Source organism: Microbacterium sp. ER1, from assembly GCF_023383675.1.
In the GTDB taxonomy this organism is placed as follows: domain Bacteria; phylum Actinomycetota; class Actinomycetes; order Actinomycetales; family Microbacteriaceae; genus Microbacterium.
In genome coordinates, this window is the sequence record NZ_QCXO01000132.1 from 53,944 (window position 1) to 70,563 (window position 16,620).

The 16,620-nt window shown below is 67.7% G+C and carries 20 protein-coding genes; 11 read left to right on the plus strand and 9 right to left on the minus strand.

Features of this window, described 5'->3' with window-relative positions; translation table 11 throughout:
* Window positions 1-4 precede the first annotated feature (4 nt).
* Window positions 5-1,183 (plus strand): AAA family ATPase, encoded by a 1,179-nt coding sequence (locus BV453_RS07420; RefSeq protein WP_249521259.1) that lies wholly within the window; start codon window positions 5-7, stop codon window positions 1,181-1,183.
* 710 nt (window positions 1,184-1,893) lie between these two features.
* Here BV453_RS07420 and BV453_RS07425 read toward each other — a convergent pair.
* Window positions 1,894-3,132 carry a type IIL restriction-modification enzyme MmeI gene (locus tag BV453_RS07425; protein WP_249521260.1) on the minus strand — a complete coding sequence of 413 codons (1,239 nt, stop codon included), beginning with the start codon at window positions 3,130-3,132 and terminating at the stop codon, window positions 1,894-1,896.
* Between the two features lie 328 nt (window positions 3,133-3,460).
* On the opposite strand from BV453_RS07425, the gene BV453_RS07430 reads away from it, so the two are divergent.
* Window positions 3,461-3,931 (plus strand): hypothetical protein, encoded by a 471-nt coding sequence (locus BV453_RS07430; RefSeq protein ID WP_249521261.1) that lies wholly within the window; start codon window positions 3,461-3,463, stop codon window positions 3,929-3,931.
* Window positions 3,932-3,992: 61 nt separating this feature from the next.
* Here BV453_RS07430 and BV453_RS07435 read toward each other — a convergent pair whose 3' ends face one another.
* Window positions 3,993-4,607 carry a MerR family transcriptional regulator gene (locus BV453_RS07435; RefSeq protein ID WP_249521262.1) on the minus strand — a complete coding sequence of 205 codons (615 nt, stop codon included), beginning with the start codon at window positions 4,605-4,607 and terminating at the stop codon, window positions 3,993-3,995.
* Window positions 4,608-4,677: 70 nt separating this feature from the next.
* Here BV453_RS07435 and BV453_RS07440 point away from each other — a divergent pair, with 70 nt between their 5' ends.
* Together BV453_RS07440 and BV453_RS07445 are read left to right on the plus strand one after the other, a co-directional pair.
* Window positions 4,678-5,196: a monooxygenase family protein gene (locus BV453_RS07440; RefSeq protein WP_249521263.1), complete on the plus strand. Its 519-nt coding sequence runs from the start codon at window positions 4,678-4,680 to the stop codon at window positions 5,194-5,196.
* Between the two features lie 566 nt (window positions 5,197-5,762).
* On the plus strand, window positions 5,763-6,209 hold the full coding sequence (locus tag BV453_RS07445) for a GNAT family N-acetyltransferase (RefSeq protein ID WP_249521264.1): 447 nt from the start codon (window positions 5,763-5,765) through the stop codon (window positions 6,207-6,209).
* A gap of 185 nt (window positions 6,210-6,394) precedes the next feature.
* Here BV453_RS07445 and BV453_RS07450 read toward each other — a convergent pair whose 3' ends face one another.
* Entirely contained in the window at window positions 6,395-6,757 is a 363-nt protein-coding gene (locus BV453_RS07450) for a hypothetical protein (protein ID WP_249521265.1), read from the minus strand.
* A 111-nt stretch (window positions 6,758-6,868) separates the two neighbouring features.
* Window positions 6,869-7,441 carry a TetR/AcrR family transcriptional regulator gene (locus tag BV453_RS07455; RefSeq protein ID WP_249521266.1) on the minus strand — a complete coding sequence of 191 codons (573 nt, stop codon included), beginning with the start codon at window positions 7,439-7,441 and terminating at the stop codon, window positions 6,869-6,871.
* An 86-nt stretch (window positions 7,442-7,527) separates the two neighbouring features.
* Between BV453_RS07455 and BV453_RS07460 the strand changes: the two genes are divergently transcribed.
* Window positions 7,528-8,529: an SDR family NAD(P)-dependent oxidoreductase gene (locus BV453_RS07460; RefSeq protein WP_249521267.1), complete on the plus strand. Its 1,002-nt coding sequence runs from the start codon at window positions 7,528-7,530 to the stop codon at window positions 8,527-8,529.
* A 60-nt stretch (window positions 8,530-8,589) separates the two neighbouring features.
* Here the strand turns inward: BV453_RS07460 and BV453_RS07465 are convergent, their stop codons facing one another.
* Window positions 8,590-8,922 carry a hypothetical protein gene (locus tag BV453_RS07465; RefSeq protein ID WP_249521268.1) on the minus strand — a complete coding sequence of 111 codons (333 nt, stop codon included), beginning with the start codon at window positions 8,920-8,922 and terminating at the stop codon, window positions 8,590-8,592.
* A gap of 257 nt (window positions 8,923-9,179) precedes the next feature.
* On the opposite strand from BV453_RS07465, the gene BV453_RS07470 reads away from it, so the two are divergent.
* Window positions 9,180-9,557, plus strand: coding sequence for a VOC family protein (locus BV453_RS07470; RefSeq protein ID WP_025104098.1), 378 nt, complete (start codon window positions 9,180-9,182; stop codon window positions 9,555-9,557).
* 382 nt (window positions 9,558-9,939) lie between these two features.
* On the opposite strand, the gene BV453_RS07475 is transcribed toward BV453_RS07470, so the two are convergent.
* The 4 genes from BV453_RS07475 to BV453_RS07490 all read right to left on the minus strand — a co-directional run bounded on the left by BV453_RS07475 (window position 9,940) and on the right by BV453_RS07490 (window position 12,175).
* Window positions 9,940-10,104 carry a hypothetical protein gene (locus BV453_RS07475; RefSeq protein ID WP_157544407.1) on the minus strand — a complete coding sequence of 55 codons (165 nt, stop codon included), beginning with the start codon at window positions 10,102-10,104 and terminating at the stop codon, window positions 9,940-9,942.
* Between the two features lie 396 nt (window positions 10,105-10,500).
* Window positions 10,501-11,223: a 3-keto-5-aminohexanoate cleavage protein gene (locus BV453_RS07480; protein WP_249521269.1), complete on the minus strand. Its 723-nt coding sequence runs from the start codon at window positions 11,221-11,223 to the stop codon at window positions 10,501-10,503.
* Window positions 11,224-11,230: 7 nt separating this feature from the next.
* Complete coding sequence (locus BV453_RS07485) at window positions 11,231-11,458, minus strand: hypothetical protein (RefSeq protein ID WP_025104100.1); 228 nt, start codon at window positions 11,456-11,458, stop codon at window positions 11,231-11,233.
* Between the two features lie 276 nt (window positions 11,459-11,734).
* Complete coding sequence (locus tag BV453_RS07490; RefSeq protein WP_249521270.1) at window positions 11,735-12,175, minus strand: VOC family protein; 441 nt, start codon at window positions 12,173-12,175, stop codon at window positions 11,735-11,737.
* Between the two features lie 99 nt (window positions 12,176-12,274).
* Between BV453_RS07490 and BV453_RS07495 the strand changes: the two genes are divergently transcribed.
* The 5 genes from BV453_RS07495 to BV453_RS07515 all read left to right on the plus strand — a co-directional run bounded on the left by BV453_RS07495 (window position 12,275) and on the right by BV453_RS07515 (window position 16,584).
* On the plus strand, window positions 12,275-13,225 hold the full coding sequence (locus BV453_RS07495; RefSeq protein ID WP_249521271.1) for a YafY family protein: 951 nt from the start codon (window positions 12,275-12,277) through the stop codon (window positions 13,223-13,225).
* A gap of 138 nt (window positions 13,226-13,363) precedes the next feature.
* The gene (locus tag BV453_RS07500; protein WP_249521272.1) at window positions 13,364-13,627 is read left to right on the plus strand and encodes a type II toxin-antitoxin system Phd/YefM family antitoxin; all 264 of its coding nucleotides are present in this window, start codon (window positions 13,364-13,366) and stop codon (window positions 13,625-13,627) included.
* Complete coding sequence (locus BV453_RS07505) at window positions 13,624-14,004, plus strand: PIN domain-containing protein (protein ID WP_249521273.1); 381 nt, start codon at window positions 13,624-13,626, stop codon at window positions 14,002-14,004. Before BV453_RS07500 ends, BV453_RS07505 begins: the two co-directional genes overlap by 4 nt.
* Window positions 14,005-14,113: 109 nt before the next feature.
* A complete protein-coding gene (gene purL / locus BV453_RS07510; RefSeq protein WP_025104105.1) occupies window positions 14,114-16,441 on the plus strand; it encodes a phosphoribosylformylglycinamidine synthase subunit PurL in 2,328 nt (775 codons plus the stop codon).
* Window positions 16,441-16,584, plus strand: a complete 144-nt coding sequence (locus tag BV453_RS07515) for a hypothetical protein (RefSeq protein WP_017202962.1) — start codon at window positions 16,441-16,443, stop codon at window positions 16,582-16,584. The genes purL and BV453_RS07515 overlap by 1 nt, the downstream gene beginning before the upstream one ends.
* The last annotated feature ends 36 nt before the right edge of the window (window positions 16,585-16,620 follow it).

Genomic DNA, 16,620 nt, shown 5'->3' on the forward strand with positions numbered 1-16,620 from the left:
GCGCATGCGCTTGATCTACGCGCCCAATGGTCGCGGCAAGACGAATTTCCTTCGTGCCGTGCACGCTGCCCTCACCGCTTCGCCGGATGCTCTCCAGGCTCTGATCGAGATTCCGCTCAGAAGGCTCGAGATCACGTTCGTTGGCGGAGGATCGATTCTCATCGAACGCGCACAACATCTTGTAGGTTCGTTTGCAGCCTCCGCCCGCCTTCGCGCCGATGAAGCACCGATCACCATCAAGATGGATCCTGCCGATTTCGCAGGACGGCTATACCGTCGTGTACTCGACGAACGCGAAGACTACTCCGGATACTCCGATGTGGTTTCGCAGTTGTCGACCGGCGCAGTCTTCATCGGTGATGACCGACTCGCCGCGCCGGTTGATGAGGGGCGTGAGACCGCGCGAGCAGATGTAGGAGGTCTTAGTGGACACAGGCGCCGTATCGGCTCGGTAAGCCGTCTACTAGAAACCGTCGAACGAATGCTCACGCAATCCGCCCTTGTTGGCTTGTCGCGTGAGAGCGAGCAGACCGGGACGTACGGTGAGATCACCCGCACCACTCTGCAGGGATCTAGTGAACTAACCGCGAGTGAGGCCCGTCTCGCCCTCGAAGAGCAAATCACTTCATTGCTTGAAAAAGGCACACCGCTAGAGCAGTACCAGTTGCTCTCAATGCGCCAGCTTCGAGACATCAACTCGCAAGTGGCAGGCGTGCGAGCCAACAATCGCCAACTACCGACCGTCCACCTGATACTCAAACCATACTTGGACAGCCTGTCCGACCAGATCAGCTCACTGGAGCCCGCTTACCAGCTGATTGACACGTACGTGAAGGGCGTGAATAGATTCCTGGATCGGAAGGAGCTTGAATTCACTGCGACGCGCGGCATCCGACTTCTCGGCAGAGACAGCAAGAACCTCCACCCGGAAAGTCTCTCAAGTGGCGAGCGGCACCTTCTATTACTTCTCTCGCAGGCTGTGCTCGCGACAAGTGAAAACCAGCTCGTCATCGTCGATGAGCCAGAGCTTTCCCTCGGACTCGAGTGGCAGCGCGACTTGTTGTCGGAGTTATTGCGGTGCAGCCACTCCGGCGGCGTTCAGTTCCTAATTGCTTCGCATTCCGTCCAGATCATGGGCGCGGTGGCACGGGAAGACATTGTCCAACCGAGCGAAGAGCCGTGACCCACACGCCTCGCCTCAACCTGGCGGAGCTTCTCCTCGAGATCTCGTTGACGTCGAAACGCCACCTCGTAGTTGAAGGAGCAAGCGATGCGCGCTTCTTCAGAGCTTGGGCTCTCGACATCGCGCATGGAGAGAGGGTGGTTGTAACGCACGTAGACAATATCGAGATTGGTTTCGACGAACTCGAGGCACTGCGCCTCAACGATGGTCAACGATCACGTGCAATCTACGTAGCCCTTCGAGCTGCGGAAAGCCAGGTCGATATGCGATCCGTCGCTGACCGCGACTGCGGCCATCAAGTCGACGAGCACAACTACGCGACGCTTCTGTGGACTGATTTCCCAGCTATTGAGAGTTATGCGGTTCAGGAAGCGACTCTGAACCGGGCTAACCTCCTTAGCTTCGGAGGTCGGTTACCCGAAGCCTCTGAGCTGCTCCCAAGTTTGACCTACGCGCTCCGGGAGCTCTTCGCTGTACGTCTCCAAAACGAACACCTACCCAAGCCCCGATATACCTCAGGTTTCCGTCGGTCTCCACGGCTACTTGAGGACTTTGATGTCACCGCCACGGTCGCGGCCAGTATCCGAGGGGAAGCGGCCGACTATCCGCGGCCGCAAGGCGACGACCCGCGATCATTCGCGTACGGACACGATGTTGGGGAGCTGCTGCTGTGCGCATACGGAAATGCGCTCCGAACTCAAGCGGGTCTGTCAACGCGAGAGGCAGTCGAAGGCGCCCTTCTCATGGCGATGCAGATAGTCGGTTCCTACAGGAATGAACCTTTGTTCCGCGCACTTGAGGAATGGGTAGCGGACTGATCGCGCCGCGCGACCGCGCCGACCCATGCCGTGCGTTCCGATGTCTCGTGAGACACCCGACTTGCGCATAAACGCCGGGTCGAACACCTTGATATCCGAGACGCGGTCCAGCAGACGCATCAGCCGCCGCTCGCTGTCTTGAGCTTCGTTGAGCTCGGTCTTCAGGTCATCAAGAAAGAGCGGTTCGATCGTCTTCAGGATGTTAGGCACCGAGGTGTAGTGCTGCCCGAGGTCGCTGCGCTTGCCCGGCGTCACGATCGCCTGGAACATCGAGCCGAAGATGTCGGGATTGATGTCGCGCCAGATGAGCGTGCCTGAGGCGATGAGCTCGTCTCGCGCCTGCTTCGTGAAGCGCGGCACGACCTGATCGTCCTTGACGGTGAACAACCGGCCGTTCACGTAGGGGAACTCGGCGAGGTGCTTGGGCTTGTCAGCCGCGTTCTCTGTATCGAGTGCCTTGAACAGGTCGGTCAGGAACTCAGCGAGGTCAGAGCCGTCGGACTGGGTTTGGGATCCGATCGCGTTCGTGAACTGGTTGTCGCCGAAGATGCCCGTGTCCTCGGCGAAGAAACAGAACAACAGACGGGTGAAGAAGATGTTGAGCGAATGACGACCGCGCTCGTCGTCGAAGATGCCGGGGTTGCCCTGCAGGAGTTCGTCGAAGAGCTTGCCCATACGCTCGGCGGCCTTGACGTCGGCATGAGACTCAGCGACGTACTGTGCCTTCTCCATGCCGGCCCACGGCAGGAAAAAGGTGAAGTGCTGGTCGATCTCGCGGATCGGGAAACCGATTGTTTCATTCGTCTTGATGTCGTGGGCGACAAGCTCGACGTAATCCGTGACGATGACGAACCGCGTGCTGAAGCGGACCACCGCGGGGGTCGACTTGAGATCCTCGATGACTTCAAGCGGATCGCCGGTCGTCTCCTTGAAGTAGACGACGTTCTTCTGAGCGACCTCAGTCGAGGGGTCGACCGCGACGTTCAGCGAACCGTTGCGCAACCTCGTGACGTTGCCCTGGGGCTTTCCGTAGGCAAGCAGCAGATCGAAAATGAACTCTCGGTCATAGGTCTCGCGGCCCGCCAGGGGAACGACGCGCTCTTCGACGGCCTTGAGGCTGAGTCTCGCCATATGGGTGTCCTACTCTCACGCATGGCTCATTGGGGTAGCCGGCACAGCACGGCTCCCACCCGCCGCTCCGATGATGCGGGGCCCGCCTTCGTCAATCCTACCGATTGGTGATCGTCGGAACCCGAGATACTCGATTCGTTAGGCGCTCGCTGCGAGCAGCCGGTTGCCCTCGCCCGGCGCGGATCGGAGCAACAATCAGGTCGGGCGTTCAAGCGAGAGGCGCAGCCGGCCTACGGTGACCGGGCGCCTCCGCAAACCAGATGCGGTCCGCCACGTGTACTGGCCCGCCGATGGTGCGATCTGCGGGAAGGTCTGCCAAGGTGTGGTCATGTGGGAATCCCTCATCCCGGACGTCGTCGTTGCACTCATCGGGGCTGTGTTCACAGTGATGATCGCACTCATCACCTATGTGATGAAGATTCGGGTCGATGAGAAGCGCGCAATTCAGTCCCTCATCGGCGAGCTTCACCGTCGACGAGCAATAGCCGAGGGACCCGAGCCGGTGATACCTGGCGCCGAGCAGTCGCCAGACTTCGCCAGGGCCAACGCGAGCGTAGCGTCGATGCGCACGGAGATTCGTGCGACTCGCGACCGCGTTCGACAGGTGGACTCACTACAAGCGCCCCTTTCGGAGATGACTCGTTCTTGTAACCGGTACCTCGAGCTCAGCGCCGCCTATCCAGATCACTACGCGGAGTATCTCGGCGACCTTCGTCGAGAGCTGAGCCCCCAGGTGCGCCGATTGGCGGCCCTTCGCCGGGGAGTTGTGGCCCAAGAGCCAGGCGGTGGCGCGTTCTAGCGGCGAGATCGGTTGCCGGCTCACAGTCGCGGTAGGAGCGGACCTTCGGGAGATCTCCCATTCAGTCCTCCGCGCCCCTGAACCGCTCCCCCGAGCTCACCTGCTGCGCCGCCCGCCGCAACGCCAGCAGCAACGGCTCCACCAACACCGACCCCAGCACCACGTACCGCACCGCCGCCTCCGCCGACTCCTCCGGCACCCCGGCGATCTCAGCATCCGCGATCCGCCGCGCACTCGCGAGGTACTCCTTCATCACCTCATCCGGCACCGTGAACCCGACGCTCTCCAACCCCTGCAAGGCTCGCCCGACCGCATGCAGCACCGCGGGGTCACACATCCCCGGCTTCCACCCGAGCTGGGCGGCGAGCGCCTCGGCGCCGGCGAGGTCCAAAGACTCATCCACCGGCGGGGTGATCGCGGCATGCGCGGTCCCCAGCAGCTCGTGCGCACTCTCCGGCGGATCATCCAGCGCCGCGACCACCCGTCGCGTCTCGGCGATACTCACGCCCGCGTCGAGGAGCGCCCGGATCACGCGCAGCCGCTCGACATGCTTCTCGCCGTACAGAGCCTGTGTCGCGGAGGTGCGCTCTCCCTCGGGCAGCAGCCCCTCGCGCAGGTAGTACTTGATCGTCGGCACGGTCACGCCGGTCTGCGCTGACAGCTCGGAAATCCTCATGGCCACCTCTTGACTTCGATAGTAGCGCTATCTATCATGGATAGCATCGCTATCCATGCGAGGAGTCGCCATGTCGAAAGTCGTCACGGGCCGCATGACCCACCACCACGAGGGCGAGCTCGTCGTGTTCCACATCGGGATGCAGATCAACCGATGGTGGCGCCCCGACCTGTGGCTGCCGGCGTTCGTCGCCATGCCGCGCATGTTGCGCGAGCTCAGCACCGCGCCCGACTCCGGCCTGCTCGGCTACCAGCTCCTCCTCGGGTCGGGCGGGCCCTACGTCGTGCAGTTCTGGTCGTCCGTCGACAAGCTCTACGCCTATGCCTCGAACCCAGATCAGCAGCATCGTCCGGCGTGGACCGCCTTCAACCGCGCCGCCCGCAGGGCTCCGGGAGCGGTCGGCGTGTGGCACGAGACGTTTCTCGTCGACACCGCCGAGAGCGTGTACGTCTCGACGAAGCGCATGGGCCTCGCGGCCGCGACGGAACACGTTCCGGTGCCGCGACGCCATGATCGCGCGCAGGCGCGGTTCACGGATGGGCGGGCAGCAGCCCCCACGGCAGCACCCGCGCATGAGCCGACGGCGTGAGGCAGGTCGCGCTCAGCTCCCGGACGGGCGTCGAGGTGCGGACGGCACGCGCCCTCGGCCGCGATTCCGATGTCGCGCGATCACTCGCGACACCGCGCGGACGAAAGGGAACGCGAGTACGAGGATCACGACCGCGACCGCTGCCGTGATGGCGAAGCCGGTCCAGCTGAAGAGCGACGCATCCATGCCTGGATCTTAGCGCTCTGCATGCTCCTCGGCGGTTCCGTCGAATATATTGCATACGTCGTCGTATGAGGTCTTAAATTGGTCACAGGCGGGCAGTTGATCTGATGGGAGAGAACAGTCGATGAAGCCCGTCACGTGGTTCTCAACCATCACACGCCCGCGAAGCCATCTCATCGCGACCCTGTGCGTCTGGGGCTGGTTCCTCACGGTGCTCGTGGGAGCGGGTTCTGTGCCGCAGCTCGCTCCGGCGCTCGAAGCGACTGCGGCGACGGGCGCCGCAGTGTGGTTCGGCGCGATGATGAAGCGATATCGCAACGCGCGCCGGCATTCCTCGACGCCCGGGCCCACGACATGAGCCACGGCCGGACTACTGTACCGACATGGACCAACCGCCCCTGATCGTCGAGTCGCTGCAGAGTCTCACTGACACCGATGCCGCTGCATTGGCGTCTCTCCTGACGCAGCTTTCCGCGTCGGCCGAGTTCGATCGCGCCCGCACCGAGGCGGTCATCGCACACGAGGCGACGGATCTCCTGGTGGCGCGTGACTCTGGGCGCATCGTCGGCACCGCCACTCTCGTGACTGCACCTTCCCTGACCGGGCTCCGCGGGCACGTCGAAGATGTCGTGGTCGACGAGGCGGAACGAGGGCGCGGCATCGCACGACTCCTCCTGGGGCACGTGACGCAGCTCGCGCAAGAGCGCGGACTCCGGACGCTCGATCTCACCTCCCGCCCGTCCCGGGAGTCTGCACTGCGGCTGTACGAGTCCGTCGGGTTCCGCAAGCGGGAGACGAACGTGCTCCGGTTCAGCCCGACCGCGGACTAGTCACGCCGCGATCCCCCGCAACAAGCGCACCACCGTCTCCTTGGTCGAGATGTGGCGGTCTCGCGGGCTGGTCCGCTTCCAGGTGGCGGAGGGCCACTTCTCAGCCCGCGCAGGTAAGACCGCGGCCGGCGGCACCGTCAAGACGTCACCGCCACACTCGTCGTCGGCATCGCACACCGACCGGGTCATGGCCTCCGTCGTGAATTGCGCACGGACACGGAGCGATTGGTGAGGTTGACGCCGATCGTAAAGGCAAGGAGCCCGATCACGAGGTACACCGGTAGCGCATCTCCGGCCGGGCTGTCGAGGTCGCCCGACGAGCCGAACCACGCCAGGACCCCGAACCACACCAGAACGGGAACGATGGCGAGAAGAGTGCCGAGCTTCGTGCCGACCCGCCCCACCAACGCCCCCCAGAGGAGAAGAGCTACGCCCACCGCGACAAAAAGCATGATGTCTACCTCTAGCAGTTCCTCACCCACGGCCACCACACACTCGCCGACCCCGACCCGATGCCGCGGGATCGCGTTCGCTGTGTCATGCGACATATAAAAGCATACATATGAGGTCATAGCCGATGTTCTCGACTCGGAATGTCCGGCCAGTGCAGCATGGAGAACCGCGACCGTCGCGCCGCACAGCAATCCCGTCAGAGAGACTCAGCCCGCCGCGATCCCCCGCAGCAACCGCACCACCGTCTCCTCCACCCGCTCCGCGCTCAACGGCTGCCCGATCAGGGCGGAGTACGAGGCGATCGCGATGAACTCGTCGGCGACCGCGGCGGCATCCACGTCGGCCCGTACGTCTCCGTCCGTGCGTCCGCGGGAGATCCGCTCCGCCACCCACTCCCGGATCGGCGCCGCCAGCCGCTCGTTCAAGACGAGCCCCAGCTCCGGGTCGGCCGCCGTCACCTCGATGAGCGCCCGCGCGAGCGAGACGCCCTCGGGTCGAGCGAGCCCCGCGGACACCGCCGTGAACCATGCGCGCAGGTCCGCGCCGAGGTCGTCCGTCATCGGCACGACGACATCTGAACCAGGGACGGCCCCCTCGAGCAGCGCTTCCCCGAGGATCGCGGCCTTCGACGGCCACCACCGGTAGATCGTCTGCTTCGACACCTCCGCCTCCGCCGCGAGGCCCTCGATCGTCACGGCCTCGTATCCGTCTGCGGCGAGCGCGCGGCGCATCGCCTCCAGCACGGACTGGCGGGCCTTTTCACTGCGAGGACGGGGCACCTTTCGAGCGTACAGAGGCGTACACTGGAACATAAGTAGACGCACCGTTGCGAAACTACAACGGCACCCGAGCAAGGAGAAAGAGCATGGCCCTCACCGCACACTCCACCATCGGCGACTGGATGAACGACCCCACCGGCGGCCCGCTCATCCGTGGCCTCTTCGAGCAGACGGGTGCCGACCCCGAGCTCCTCACCCCCGTGCTCGGACTCCCCCTGCAGCAGCTCGTCGCCATGAGCCAGGGCCAGCTCCCACAGTCGGTCGTCGACGACCTCGTGCGCGCCGCGAACAACGGCGAGATCCCCGAGGACGACGCCTCCGAGGGCTGGACCGAGAAGGTCACGGCGGGCCGCTTCGTCGGCAAGACCGTCATCGTCACGGGCGCCGCCTCCGGCATCGGCAAGGCCACCGCCTCGCGCATCGCCCGGGAAGGCGGACGCGTGATCGCCAGCGACATCGCCGCCGAGAAGCTCGATGCCCTCAAGGCCGAGCTGCCGGACGCCGACATCGTCACGGTCGCGGGCGACCTGACGAAGCAGGACGCGATCGACGCCGTCGTCGCCGCTGCGGGCGACCGCATCGACGGGCTCGCGAACGTCGCCGGCATCAACGACGACTTCTCACCCGCCGGCGAGACCCCGGATGCCGTGTGGGACCGCGTCATCGCGATCAACCTCACCGCGCCGTTCAAGCTCATGCGCGCGGTCATCCCCGTCATGGAGAAGGCCGGCCGCGGCGCGATCCTCAACGTGTCGAGCGAGGCGGGCCTGCGCGGCAACGCCTCGGGCAACGCCTACACGGCCAGCAAGCACGGCATCATCGGCGTCACCAAGTCGGCCGCCTTCATGTACGGGCCGAAGGGCATCCGCGTGAACTCCGTCGCCCCGGGCGGCGTCGCCACCGGAATCCCCATGCCCCCGCACATGTCCGAGTACGGCTCCGGCCGCCTCGCCCCGTTCCAGCAGGCCATCCCGACCGTCGCGACCGCCGAGCACCTGGCCGCGTCGATCACCTTCCTGCTCTCGGACGACGCCGTGAACATCAACGGCGCCATCCTCGCCTCCGACGGAGGCTGGTCCGTGCAGTAACGCGACTCCATGGAACCGACGCCCCGCCGACCCGAACGGCGGGGGCGTTCTCCGTCTGGGTCAGCGCTTCTGCGGGAGGACCGCGGTGGCGAGGGCGGTGGCGATGATGCCGAGCGCGCCCACGCCGAGGAGCACGAGGCCCGCGGGCCAGACCTCTCGCGTGAAGACGTCGTAGCTGTCGCTGTACTCGACGATGTGCTCGACCGTCCCGACCCCCGTGAGACTGATGCCGACGATCAGGGCGACGACGGACACGCCCCACGCGACGATCCATCCGAGGCGGTTCGCGGCCAGCCGGCGCCGCTCCGCACGTTCGGCCTCATCGGTCCCGAGCACGATGCCCGACCGCGCGTCGTCATCGGTCTCGTGCGTCACCTCGGATGTGGTCTCCATGGCCGCACGATATCGGACGGGGTCGGTTCCGGCGGGATGCCGGTCACACCACTCCGACACGACACCTGCGGAGTGGGCTGCGGTCGGGACGCTCGCCGACACGGTCGCCCAGGGCGCTCGTGTCGCCGTCACCTCCACCGACCAGCACGGCGCGCCTCGGAGCCGGTGATCGCCCCACCGCCCCGTTGCGGAAGCTGATCCCGCGCGGCGGCGCAAGCCCCTCCGCGGAGGCCTACCCTCGCCGTACCCTCGGCGGCATGTTGAAGATCGTGTCGATCGTGATCCGCGTGGACGACCTCCCGGCCCAGACCGCATTCTGGAAGGCAGCCCTCGACTACGTCGAACGAGACCCCGCGGAGGACGACTGGGCCGTACTCAAACCCCGCGACGCCGACGCACCGTGCATCGCGCTCGACGCGCACCACTCGGAGCGTGTGCTGCCGCCGCGCATCCACCTCGACATCTACGCGGAGGACCAGGCTGCCGAGGTGGAGCGCCTCGCCGGGCTCGGAGCACGGGAGGTCCACTGGGACGGTCGGCCCGACGACGCCGACTACATCATCATGGAAGACCCCGAGGGGAACCGCTTCTGCATCGTGGACCGTCCCGACTGGGGCGGGTGGAGTGCCGGGTGAGTCCGGAGCGTTCGTGCAGGACCCTGCGGGTGCGGAGTGCGAAAACGTTCCGGGGCGGGCGAGCTGAGGGGCATTACTGCATCCGCACCGGGGCAGCGTGGCGCGTAAGCCGTTGGCGAGTGCGAAAACGTTCCGGAGCGGGCGAGGCCAGGGACGTTTTCGCACTCGCACCGGGGCAGAGTGGCGCGCACGTCGTTGGCAAGTGCGAAAGCCTTCCGGTACTCGCGGGGCCCGGGACGTTTCTGCACCCGCACCGGCGTCCCGGACGGGCACCCGTGCAGGTAAGGGCAGAAACGTGCCGGAGCCGGGTGGCGGGAGGAGCGGTTCTGCACCTGCGCTCGGCGTCAGGGGCGAGGCGTGCGAGGTCGCTGGACGCGAAGGATCAGGGGGTATCCGGCGCGGTGGTGCGCTCCGCGGCGAGGGCGCGGCGATGCGCCGTCAGCGCCGCCCGGACCGCCGAGTAGATGATCAGCCACAGGAGCAGCAGCGCGAGGAGCGGGACGACCACGTAGACGAGAAGGAAGAAGACGGAGGCACCGGCGAACATCGCTCCAGCGTAGGGACGGTCGTGCTCCTCGGGAAGGCCCTGACACGGTTCGGACCGCCGCCTTCCGAACAGAGTGCGAGAACGCCCCGGAACTGGCGACGGGAGGTGCGGTTCTGCACCCGCACTCAAGGGGCGGGAGTCCCCCGCAGTGCGGAGTGCAAGAACGGACCGATGCGCACCTCGCGAAGGGCGCTTTCGCACCCCGCGGCGGCGCGTATACGAACCGTGATGGGGAGTGCGAAAACGAGCGGGAGTTCGCGCGGTGAGGCCCGGTTCTGCACTCGCACGAGCGGGGCTGAGATGTGGAGTGCGGAGGGGGACCGGAACTCGCGGAGAGAGGGACGTTTCTGCGCCCGCACCGGTGCGACACACCGGCGCCGCGCGAGGGCGGCCGGACTAAGCGCGGGGGAGGCGCGCGCGGGAGGCGCGGACGAGGGCGGCGTTGCTCGGGGCGTCGGTGCCGTCCGGGAGGAGGAGCGTGTCCTCCAGGCCGATCCGCGTATCGAGGCCGAGCTCCCCCGCGAGGTCGAGGGCGGGCCAAGCCGACAGCTCCTCGCCGTGCAGCAGGATCGGCAGGTCGGGCTCCTCGCGCGCCACTTGGGCGATCAGCCCTTCGGCGTGCGGACGGACGACGTCGGCGGCCTCCGCGGGAAGCTCCACGAGCACGCGCAGGCACGCACCGCGGACCGGGGAGACCCGCCACGCCTCGAGCCCCGCTGCGTCCCAGATGCCCGCTTCCACGCCGATCCCCCGTCGACGCAGCGCCGCGGCCACCTCGTCGGCTCCGGCCTCGTGCCAGTTCACGGAGGCGTAGTCGGGAAGTTCCGTCCAGCCTTCGATGGCCGCAAGCCGTCGCGACACGTCGGGCTCGGCCCAGGCTCCGGTCGTCACGCCCACGGGTATGCCCGGCGCCGCAGCACGGACGGCTCCGAGCCACCGCCGCACATCCTCGGGCGCCAGGGAGTCGCGGCCGGCGGCGTCCTTCGCATGCACATGGATCTCTGCGGCACCAGCATCCACGGCCGCCGCGGCGTCCTGGGCTACCACTGTCTCGTCGGCGCTCAGCCACGGATGCTCCGCGACATCCCTGGCACCGTTCACGCAGACCTGCAGGATCATCCGCGACTCACCACATGAGGTCGCGCGGGTGCGCCTCGTTCGGAGCCACGTCGTCGGACGGCCCCTCTTCCGTGCGCACGAAATGCTGCACCTGACGCGCTGTCGCCGCGCCACGGCCGACCTTCACCGCCTCCTCCATCGACTCGAAGCTGCTGCCCAGCGTGTGCGACTCGCCCTGGATCCGGTTGAACCAGATGCCGTTGCGCGAGAACGTCTCGATGTCTCCTGCGGCCATGCCCTGCCTTTCTTCTCCTCCTTTCTACGTCAGGCGACCGACGACGAAGAGGCCCTTGACATGTCATGTCGCCCACGGGCGCCGACCCACCCCCTGCCGTGCATCCCGGCCCGTTACGGACGGGCGCAAGGGGCCGGGTCAACCGCACGGGGCCGGGTCGGCTGCAGGAGGCACGCCGCTCGTTGACCCACCCCCTTGCCTGCATCCCGGCCCGTTGCGGACGGGCGCAAGGGGCCGGGTCGACCGCACGGGGCCGGGTCGAGGGTCCGACGGGGGTCAGGCGACGTCGAGGACCCAGGTCACGCCGAAGCGGTCGGTGAGCATGCCGAAACCGGCGGACCACGCGGAGGCGGCGAGAGGCTCGATCACGGTCGCACCCTCGGCGAGGGCGTCCCACACGGGCTGCAGCTCATCCAGGGAGTCCGCTCGCAGCGACTGGAAGAAGGAGCGGTCCGTGATCGTCATCCCATTCTCACGACGGGTGGTGCCGGCAGTCGCGGCCGTGTCGTCCGATCCCGGGACGTCATACGCCATCAGGCGCACGGGCCCGTCGAGCTGGCCGAACACGAGCTTGTCGAACCCGGGAACACCCTCCGGCATCCCGAACTGGCCGTAGGTGGCCGCGGTCACCTCGCCGCCGAAGACCGACCGGTAGAAGTCGAGGGCCTGACGGGCCGTGCCGCGGAAGTTGAGGTGAGTGGTGGTCGTGAGAGTCATGGTGTCCTCCGTGTCCCGGTCCGCCGATCGGACCGCGTGATCCCACCGTCACAGAGGTAGAGGTCTGTTTCTGTCCTCTTTCCACCGCAGAATGGAGCCATGACCGGAAGCTCGTCGCGCATGCTCGCGCTGCTGTCCCTGCTGCAGGCGACGCGCGACTGGCCCGGCGGGGAACTCGCCGACCGTCTCGGCATCACACCGCGCACGGTGCGCCGCGACGTCGATCGACTGCGCGCGCTCGGCTACCGCATCGGATCCAGCAAGGGCCCGTACGGCGGCTATCGCCTCGAAGCGGGGTCGGATATGCCGCCGCTCCTGTTCGACGACGAGCAGGCCGTGGCGATCGCCGTCGCTCTCCAGAGTGCGAGCGCGACCGGGGTCGAGGTCACCGAGGCCGCTCAGCGCGCGCTCGCGACCGTCCGTCAGGTCATGCCCTCGCGCCTGCGCCACCGCATCGACGGGATCCGCTTCGACGGAGCACCGGCCGCGGTCCGCGCCGACCCGGCCGTACTGGAGGCGGCGAGCGCGGCGGTACGCGACCGGAAGGTGCTCCGCTTCGACTACGGATCCGCGCGGGACCGCCCTCCACGGCGCACCGAGCCTCATGCCGTCGTGGCGCGCGAGGGCCGCTGGTACCTGCTGGCCTGGGACCTGGACGCAGCCGATTGGCGCACGTATCGCCTCGATCGACTGCGGCCCCGGACGCCGACCGGACCCACCTTCACGCCGCGACCCCTGCCCGCCGCGGACGCCCAGACCTTCCTCGCCGCCCGCGCCAAGGGCTCGACGGCCGAGGACCGCTGGCCGTGCACGGGCGTGGTGGATATCGCCGTGCCGGCGCGGGATGTGGCGCCGTGGGTCGGAGACGGCGCCGTGGTGCCGCTGTCAGGCGACTCGTGCCGAGTCACGGTCGGCTCCTGGTCGTGGACGGGTGTGCTCGCCGCGGTGGCCCGGTTCGACGCGCCGTTCACGGTGGTCGGGCCCGAGGCGCTGCGCGAGGCGGCGGGGGTACTGGCGCAGCGGTTCGCAGCAGCGCACTCCTCCTCCTGACGCTGCCCTGCAGGGGAGTTATCCAGAGCCTTCGGGGAGATCCGTCCGTGCGGCCTGGCAATGTCGCCGAGCGATGGTTCACTGGACCCACGAACCCGAGAACTAGTAGTTCTACTACTTTGGATCTACCCTAAGGAGATGGGCACCGTGTCGAAGACCGAACTGAATCAGCAGACCGCGCGGGTGCTGGCGCGCGTCACCGCCGGCGAGCACCTGACGGTGACAGACCGCGGGCGCCCCATCGCCGAGTTGTCGCCGCCCGCCGAGACGGCCTGGACGCGCATGATCGCCAACGGGCGGGTGACGCTGCCCCGCGCGAGCGGTCCGCTCCGCCACGCCCCCGTGCCGGATTCGCTGTCCGTGGCGGAGATCCTCGGCGAGCTTCGGGCCGACCGGTCGTGATCTACCTCGACACCTCGGCGGCCGCGACGGCACTCATCGAGGAAGAGGGGTCGGAAGCGGTCGTCCGCGCCTTCGCGAACGGCAGCGAGTTCGTCTCCTCGCGCCTCCTCGCCGTGGAGCTGCACGCGATCGCCGACCGCCGTTCCCTCGACCGCGAAGCCGTCGTCGACCTCCTCGACCGCGTCGCGCTCGTCTCCCTCGACGACGAGACGCTGGCCGCGGCCATCCGGGCAGGCTCAGGGCTCCGCACTCTGGACGCTCTCCACCTCGCCGCCGCGCTCGAACTCGGCGACGTGGTCACGGCGCTCCTCACGTTCGACCGCGAGCTGGCCGCCGCCGCACGCGCGCAGGGCCTGACCATCGCCGAGCTGCCATGACGCCGCCGCCTTCCCGTCCTGACGCCGTCCGACGGCACGCACGAGAGAACGGCCCCGACCGCGCCGGTAGACTGAAGACGCCCCGCCGGCCCCTTCCTTTGGAGTGCGCGTGACCACCGCCCCTGCACCTTCCCCCCAGCACGTCCCCGACTCCGTCGAGAACGCGATCGCGACGCCCGAGAAGGAGCAGCCGTACGGCGCCCTCGGGCTCAAGGACGACGAGTACGCGCGCATCAAGGAGATCCTCGGCCGCCGCCCCACCTCGGGCGAGCTGGCGATGTACTCGGTGATGTGGTCGGAGCACTGCTCCTACAAGTCGAGCAAGAACTACCTGCGCCGCTTCGGCCAGAAGGTCTCCGACGAGATGAAGGAACGCCTCATGGTGGGCATGGGCCAGAACGCGGGCGTCGTCGACGTCGGCGAGGGCTGGGCCGTCACCTTCAAGGCCGAGTCGCACAATCACCCGTCGTTCATCGAGCCCTTCCAGGGCGCGGCGACCGGTGTCGGCGGCATCGTCCGCGACATCATCTCGATGGGCGCCCGCCCGGTCGCGGTCATGGACGCCCTGCGCTTCGGTGCGATCGACCACCCGGACACCGCCCGCGTCGTGCACGGCGTGACCAGCGGCATCAGCTTCTACGGCAACTGCCTCGGCCTGCCGAACATCGGCGGCGAGACGGTCTTCGATTCCGTCTACCAGGCGAACCCGCTGGTCAACGCGCTCGCGGTGGGCGTGCTGCGGCACGAAGACCTCAAGCTCGCGAACGCCACCGGCGTCGGCAACAAGGTCGTCCTGTTCGGCGCCCGCACGGGTGGCGACGGCATCGGCGGTGCGAGCATCCTGGCCTCCGACACGTTCGCCGACGGCGGCCCGACCAAGCGCCCCGCGGTGCAGGTGGGCGACCCGTTCGCCGAGAAGGTGCTCATCGAGTGCTGCCTCGAGCTGTACCGCGGCGAGCTCGTCGAGGCGATCCAGGATCTCGGCGCCGCCGGCATCTCCTGCGCGACCAGCGAGCTCGCGGCCAACGGCAACAGCGGCATGCACGTCTCGCTCGACAACGTGCTGCTGCGCGACCCCACGCTCACGGCCGAGGAGATCCTCATGTCGGAGTCGCAGGAGCGCATGATGGCCATCGTCGCCCCCGAGAAGCTCGACGCCTTCCTGGCCGTCGTGAACAAGTGGGAGGTCGAGACCTCCGTGCTCGGCGAGGTCACCGGCGACGGACGCCTCATCATCGACTGGCAGGGCGAGCGCATCGTCGATGTCGACCCCTCGACCGTCGCGGTCGACGGTCCCGTCTACGACCGCCCGGTCGCCTACCCGACGTGGATCGACGCGCTGCAGGCCGACGCCGCCGAGAACCTGCCGCGCGCGAACGACGCGGAGACGCTGCGCGAGCAGTTCCTCGCCCTCGTCGCCTCCCCGAACCTCGCGGACACGAGCTGGATCACGAACCAGTACGACTACTACGTCCTCGGTAACACGGCCCTGAGCTTCCCCGACGACGCCGGCATGATCCGCGTGGACGAGGAGTCCGGCCTGGGCTTCTCCGTCGCCACCGACGCCAACGGCCGCTACTGCCAGCTCGATCCGTACGCCGGCGCGCAGCTCGCGCTCGCCGAGGCGTATCGCAACGTCGCCGTCACCGGTGCCGTGCCAACGGCCATCACCGACTGCCTCAACTTCGGCTCTCCCGAGAACCCCGAGGTCATGTGGCAGTTCGGGCAGACCGTCGACGGCCTCGCAGACGGCTGCTACGAGCTGGGCACCCCCGTCACCGGCGGCAACGTCTCGTTCTACAACCAGACCGGCGACGTGCCGATCCACCCGACCCCGCTCGTCGGCGTGCTGGGCATCATCGACGACGTCTCCCGCCGCATCCCGTCCGGCTGGCAGGACGAGGGGCAGAACATCTACCTGCTCGGCACCACGTCGACCGAGCTCTCCGGCTCCGCGTGGGCCGAGGTCGTGCACCAGCATCTCGGCGGCCGCCCGCCGAAGGTCGACCTCGCGGGCGAGAAGCGCCTCGCCGGACTGCTCGCCGCGGCCCGTGACGAGTGGCTCATCTCCTCGGCACACGACCTCTCCGAGGGTGGTCTCGCGCAGGCCCTGGCCGAGGGCGTCATGCGCTTCGGCGTCGGCGCGCGCGTCTGGCTCAACGAGATCATCGAGCGCGACGGCGTGGACGCCGCGACCGCCCTGTTCTCCGAGTCGACCGGCCGCGTGATCGTGACCGTTCCTCGCGAGGACGACGTGAAGTTCCGCGGGCTCTGCGAGGGCCGCGGCTACCCGGTCGCCCGCATCGGCGTCACGGACAGCGAGCCGCAGCTCGAGGTGCAGGACGTCTTCACCGTCTCGGCCGCCGAGCTCCGCGAGCGCTCGCAGGCCACGCTGCCGTCGTACTTCGGTCCGACCGTCACGGAGCCGGTGGCCTGATGAGCGGCGACGGCCTCAGCGAGGACTACGGCGACCTCGGCGAGAAGCGCAACCGGCGCATCCGCATCATCGCGTGGACCGTCATCGTGGCGCTGATCCTCGGTGGCGGCGGCGCGACCGTGCTCACCCTGCTCCTCGGCTGATCCGGGCCCGCGTCGCAGATTCGCACCCGGGTCGCA

Bases quoted from the DNA above. Each gene is read 5' to 3' on its own strand.
- BV453_RS07420 (WP_249521259.1), top strand. From the start codon at position 5: ATGCGCTTGATCTACGCGCCCAATGGTCGCGGCAAGACGAATTTCCTT.
- BV453_RS07425 (WP_249521260.1), bottom strand. From the start codon at position 3,132: ATGGCGAGACTCAGCCTCAAGGCCGTCGAAGAGCGCGTCGTTCCCCTG.
- BV453_RS07430 (WP_249521261.1), top strand. From the start codon at position 3,461: ATGTGGGAATCCCTCATCCCGGACGTCGTCGTTGCACTCATCGGGGCT.
- BV453_RS07435 (WP_249521262.1), bottom strand. From the start codon at position 4,607: ATGAGGATTTCCGAGCTGTCAGCGCAGACCGGCGTGACCGTGCCGACG.
- BV453_RS07440 (WP_249521263.1), top strand. From the start codon at position 4,678: ATGTCGAAAGTCGTCACGGGCCGCATGACCCACCACCACGAGGGCGAG.
- BV453_RS07445 (WP_249521264.1), top strand. From the start codon at position 5,763: ATGGACCAACCGCCCCTGATCGTCGAGTCGCTGCAGAGTCTCACTGAC.
- BV453_RS07450 (WP_249521265.1), bottom strand. From the start codon at position 6,757: ATGTCGCATGACACAGCGAACGCGATCCCGCGGCATCGGGTCGGGGTC.
- BV453_RS07460 (WP_249521267.1), top strand. From the start codon at position 7,528: ATGGCCCTCACCGCACACTCCACCATCGGCGACTGGATGAACGACCCC.
- BV453_RS07465 (WP_249521268.1), bottom strand. From the start codon at position 8,922: ATGGAGACCACATCCGAGGTGACGCACGAGACCGATGACGACGCGCGG.
- BV453_RS07470 (WP_025104098.1), top strand. From the start codon at position 9,180: ATGTTGAAGATCGTGTCGATCGTGATCCGCGTGGACGACCTCCCGGCC.
- BV453_RS07475 (WP_157544407.1), bottom strand. From the start codon at position 10,104: ATGTTCGCCGGTGCCTCCGTCTTCTTCCTTCTCGTCTACGTGGTCGTC.
- BV453_RS07480 (WP_249521269.1), bottom strand. From the start codon at position 11,223: ATGATCCTGCAGGTCTGCGTGAACGGTGCCAGGGATGTCGCGGAGCAT.
- BV453_RS07485 (WP_025104100.1), bottom strand. From the start codon at position 11,458: ATGGCCGCAGGAGACATCGAGACGTTCTCGCGCAACGGCATCTGGTTC.
- BV453_RS07490 (WP_249521270.1), bottom strand. From the start codon at position 12,175: ATGACTCTCACGACCACCACTCACCTCAACTTCCGCGGCACGGCCCGT.
- BV453_RS07495 (WP_249521271.1), top strand. From the start codon at position 12,275: ATGACCGGAAGCTCGTCGCGCATGCTCGCGCTGCTGTCCCTGCTGCAG.
- BV453_RS07500 (WP_249521272.1), top strand. From the start codon at position 13,364: ATGGGCACCGTGTCGAAGACCGAACTGAATCAGCAGACCGCGCGGGTG.
- BV453_RS07515 (WP_017202962.1), top strand. From the start codon at position 16,441: ATGAGCGGCGACGGCCTCAGCGAGGACTACGGCGACCTCGGCGAGAAG.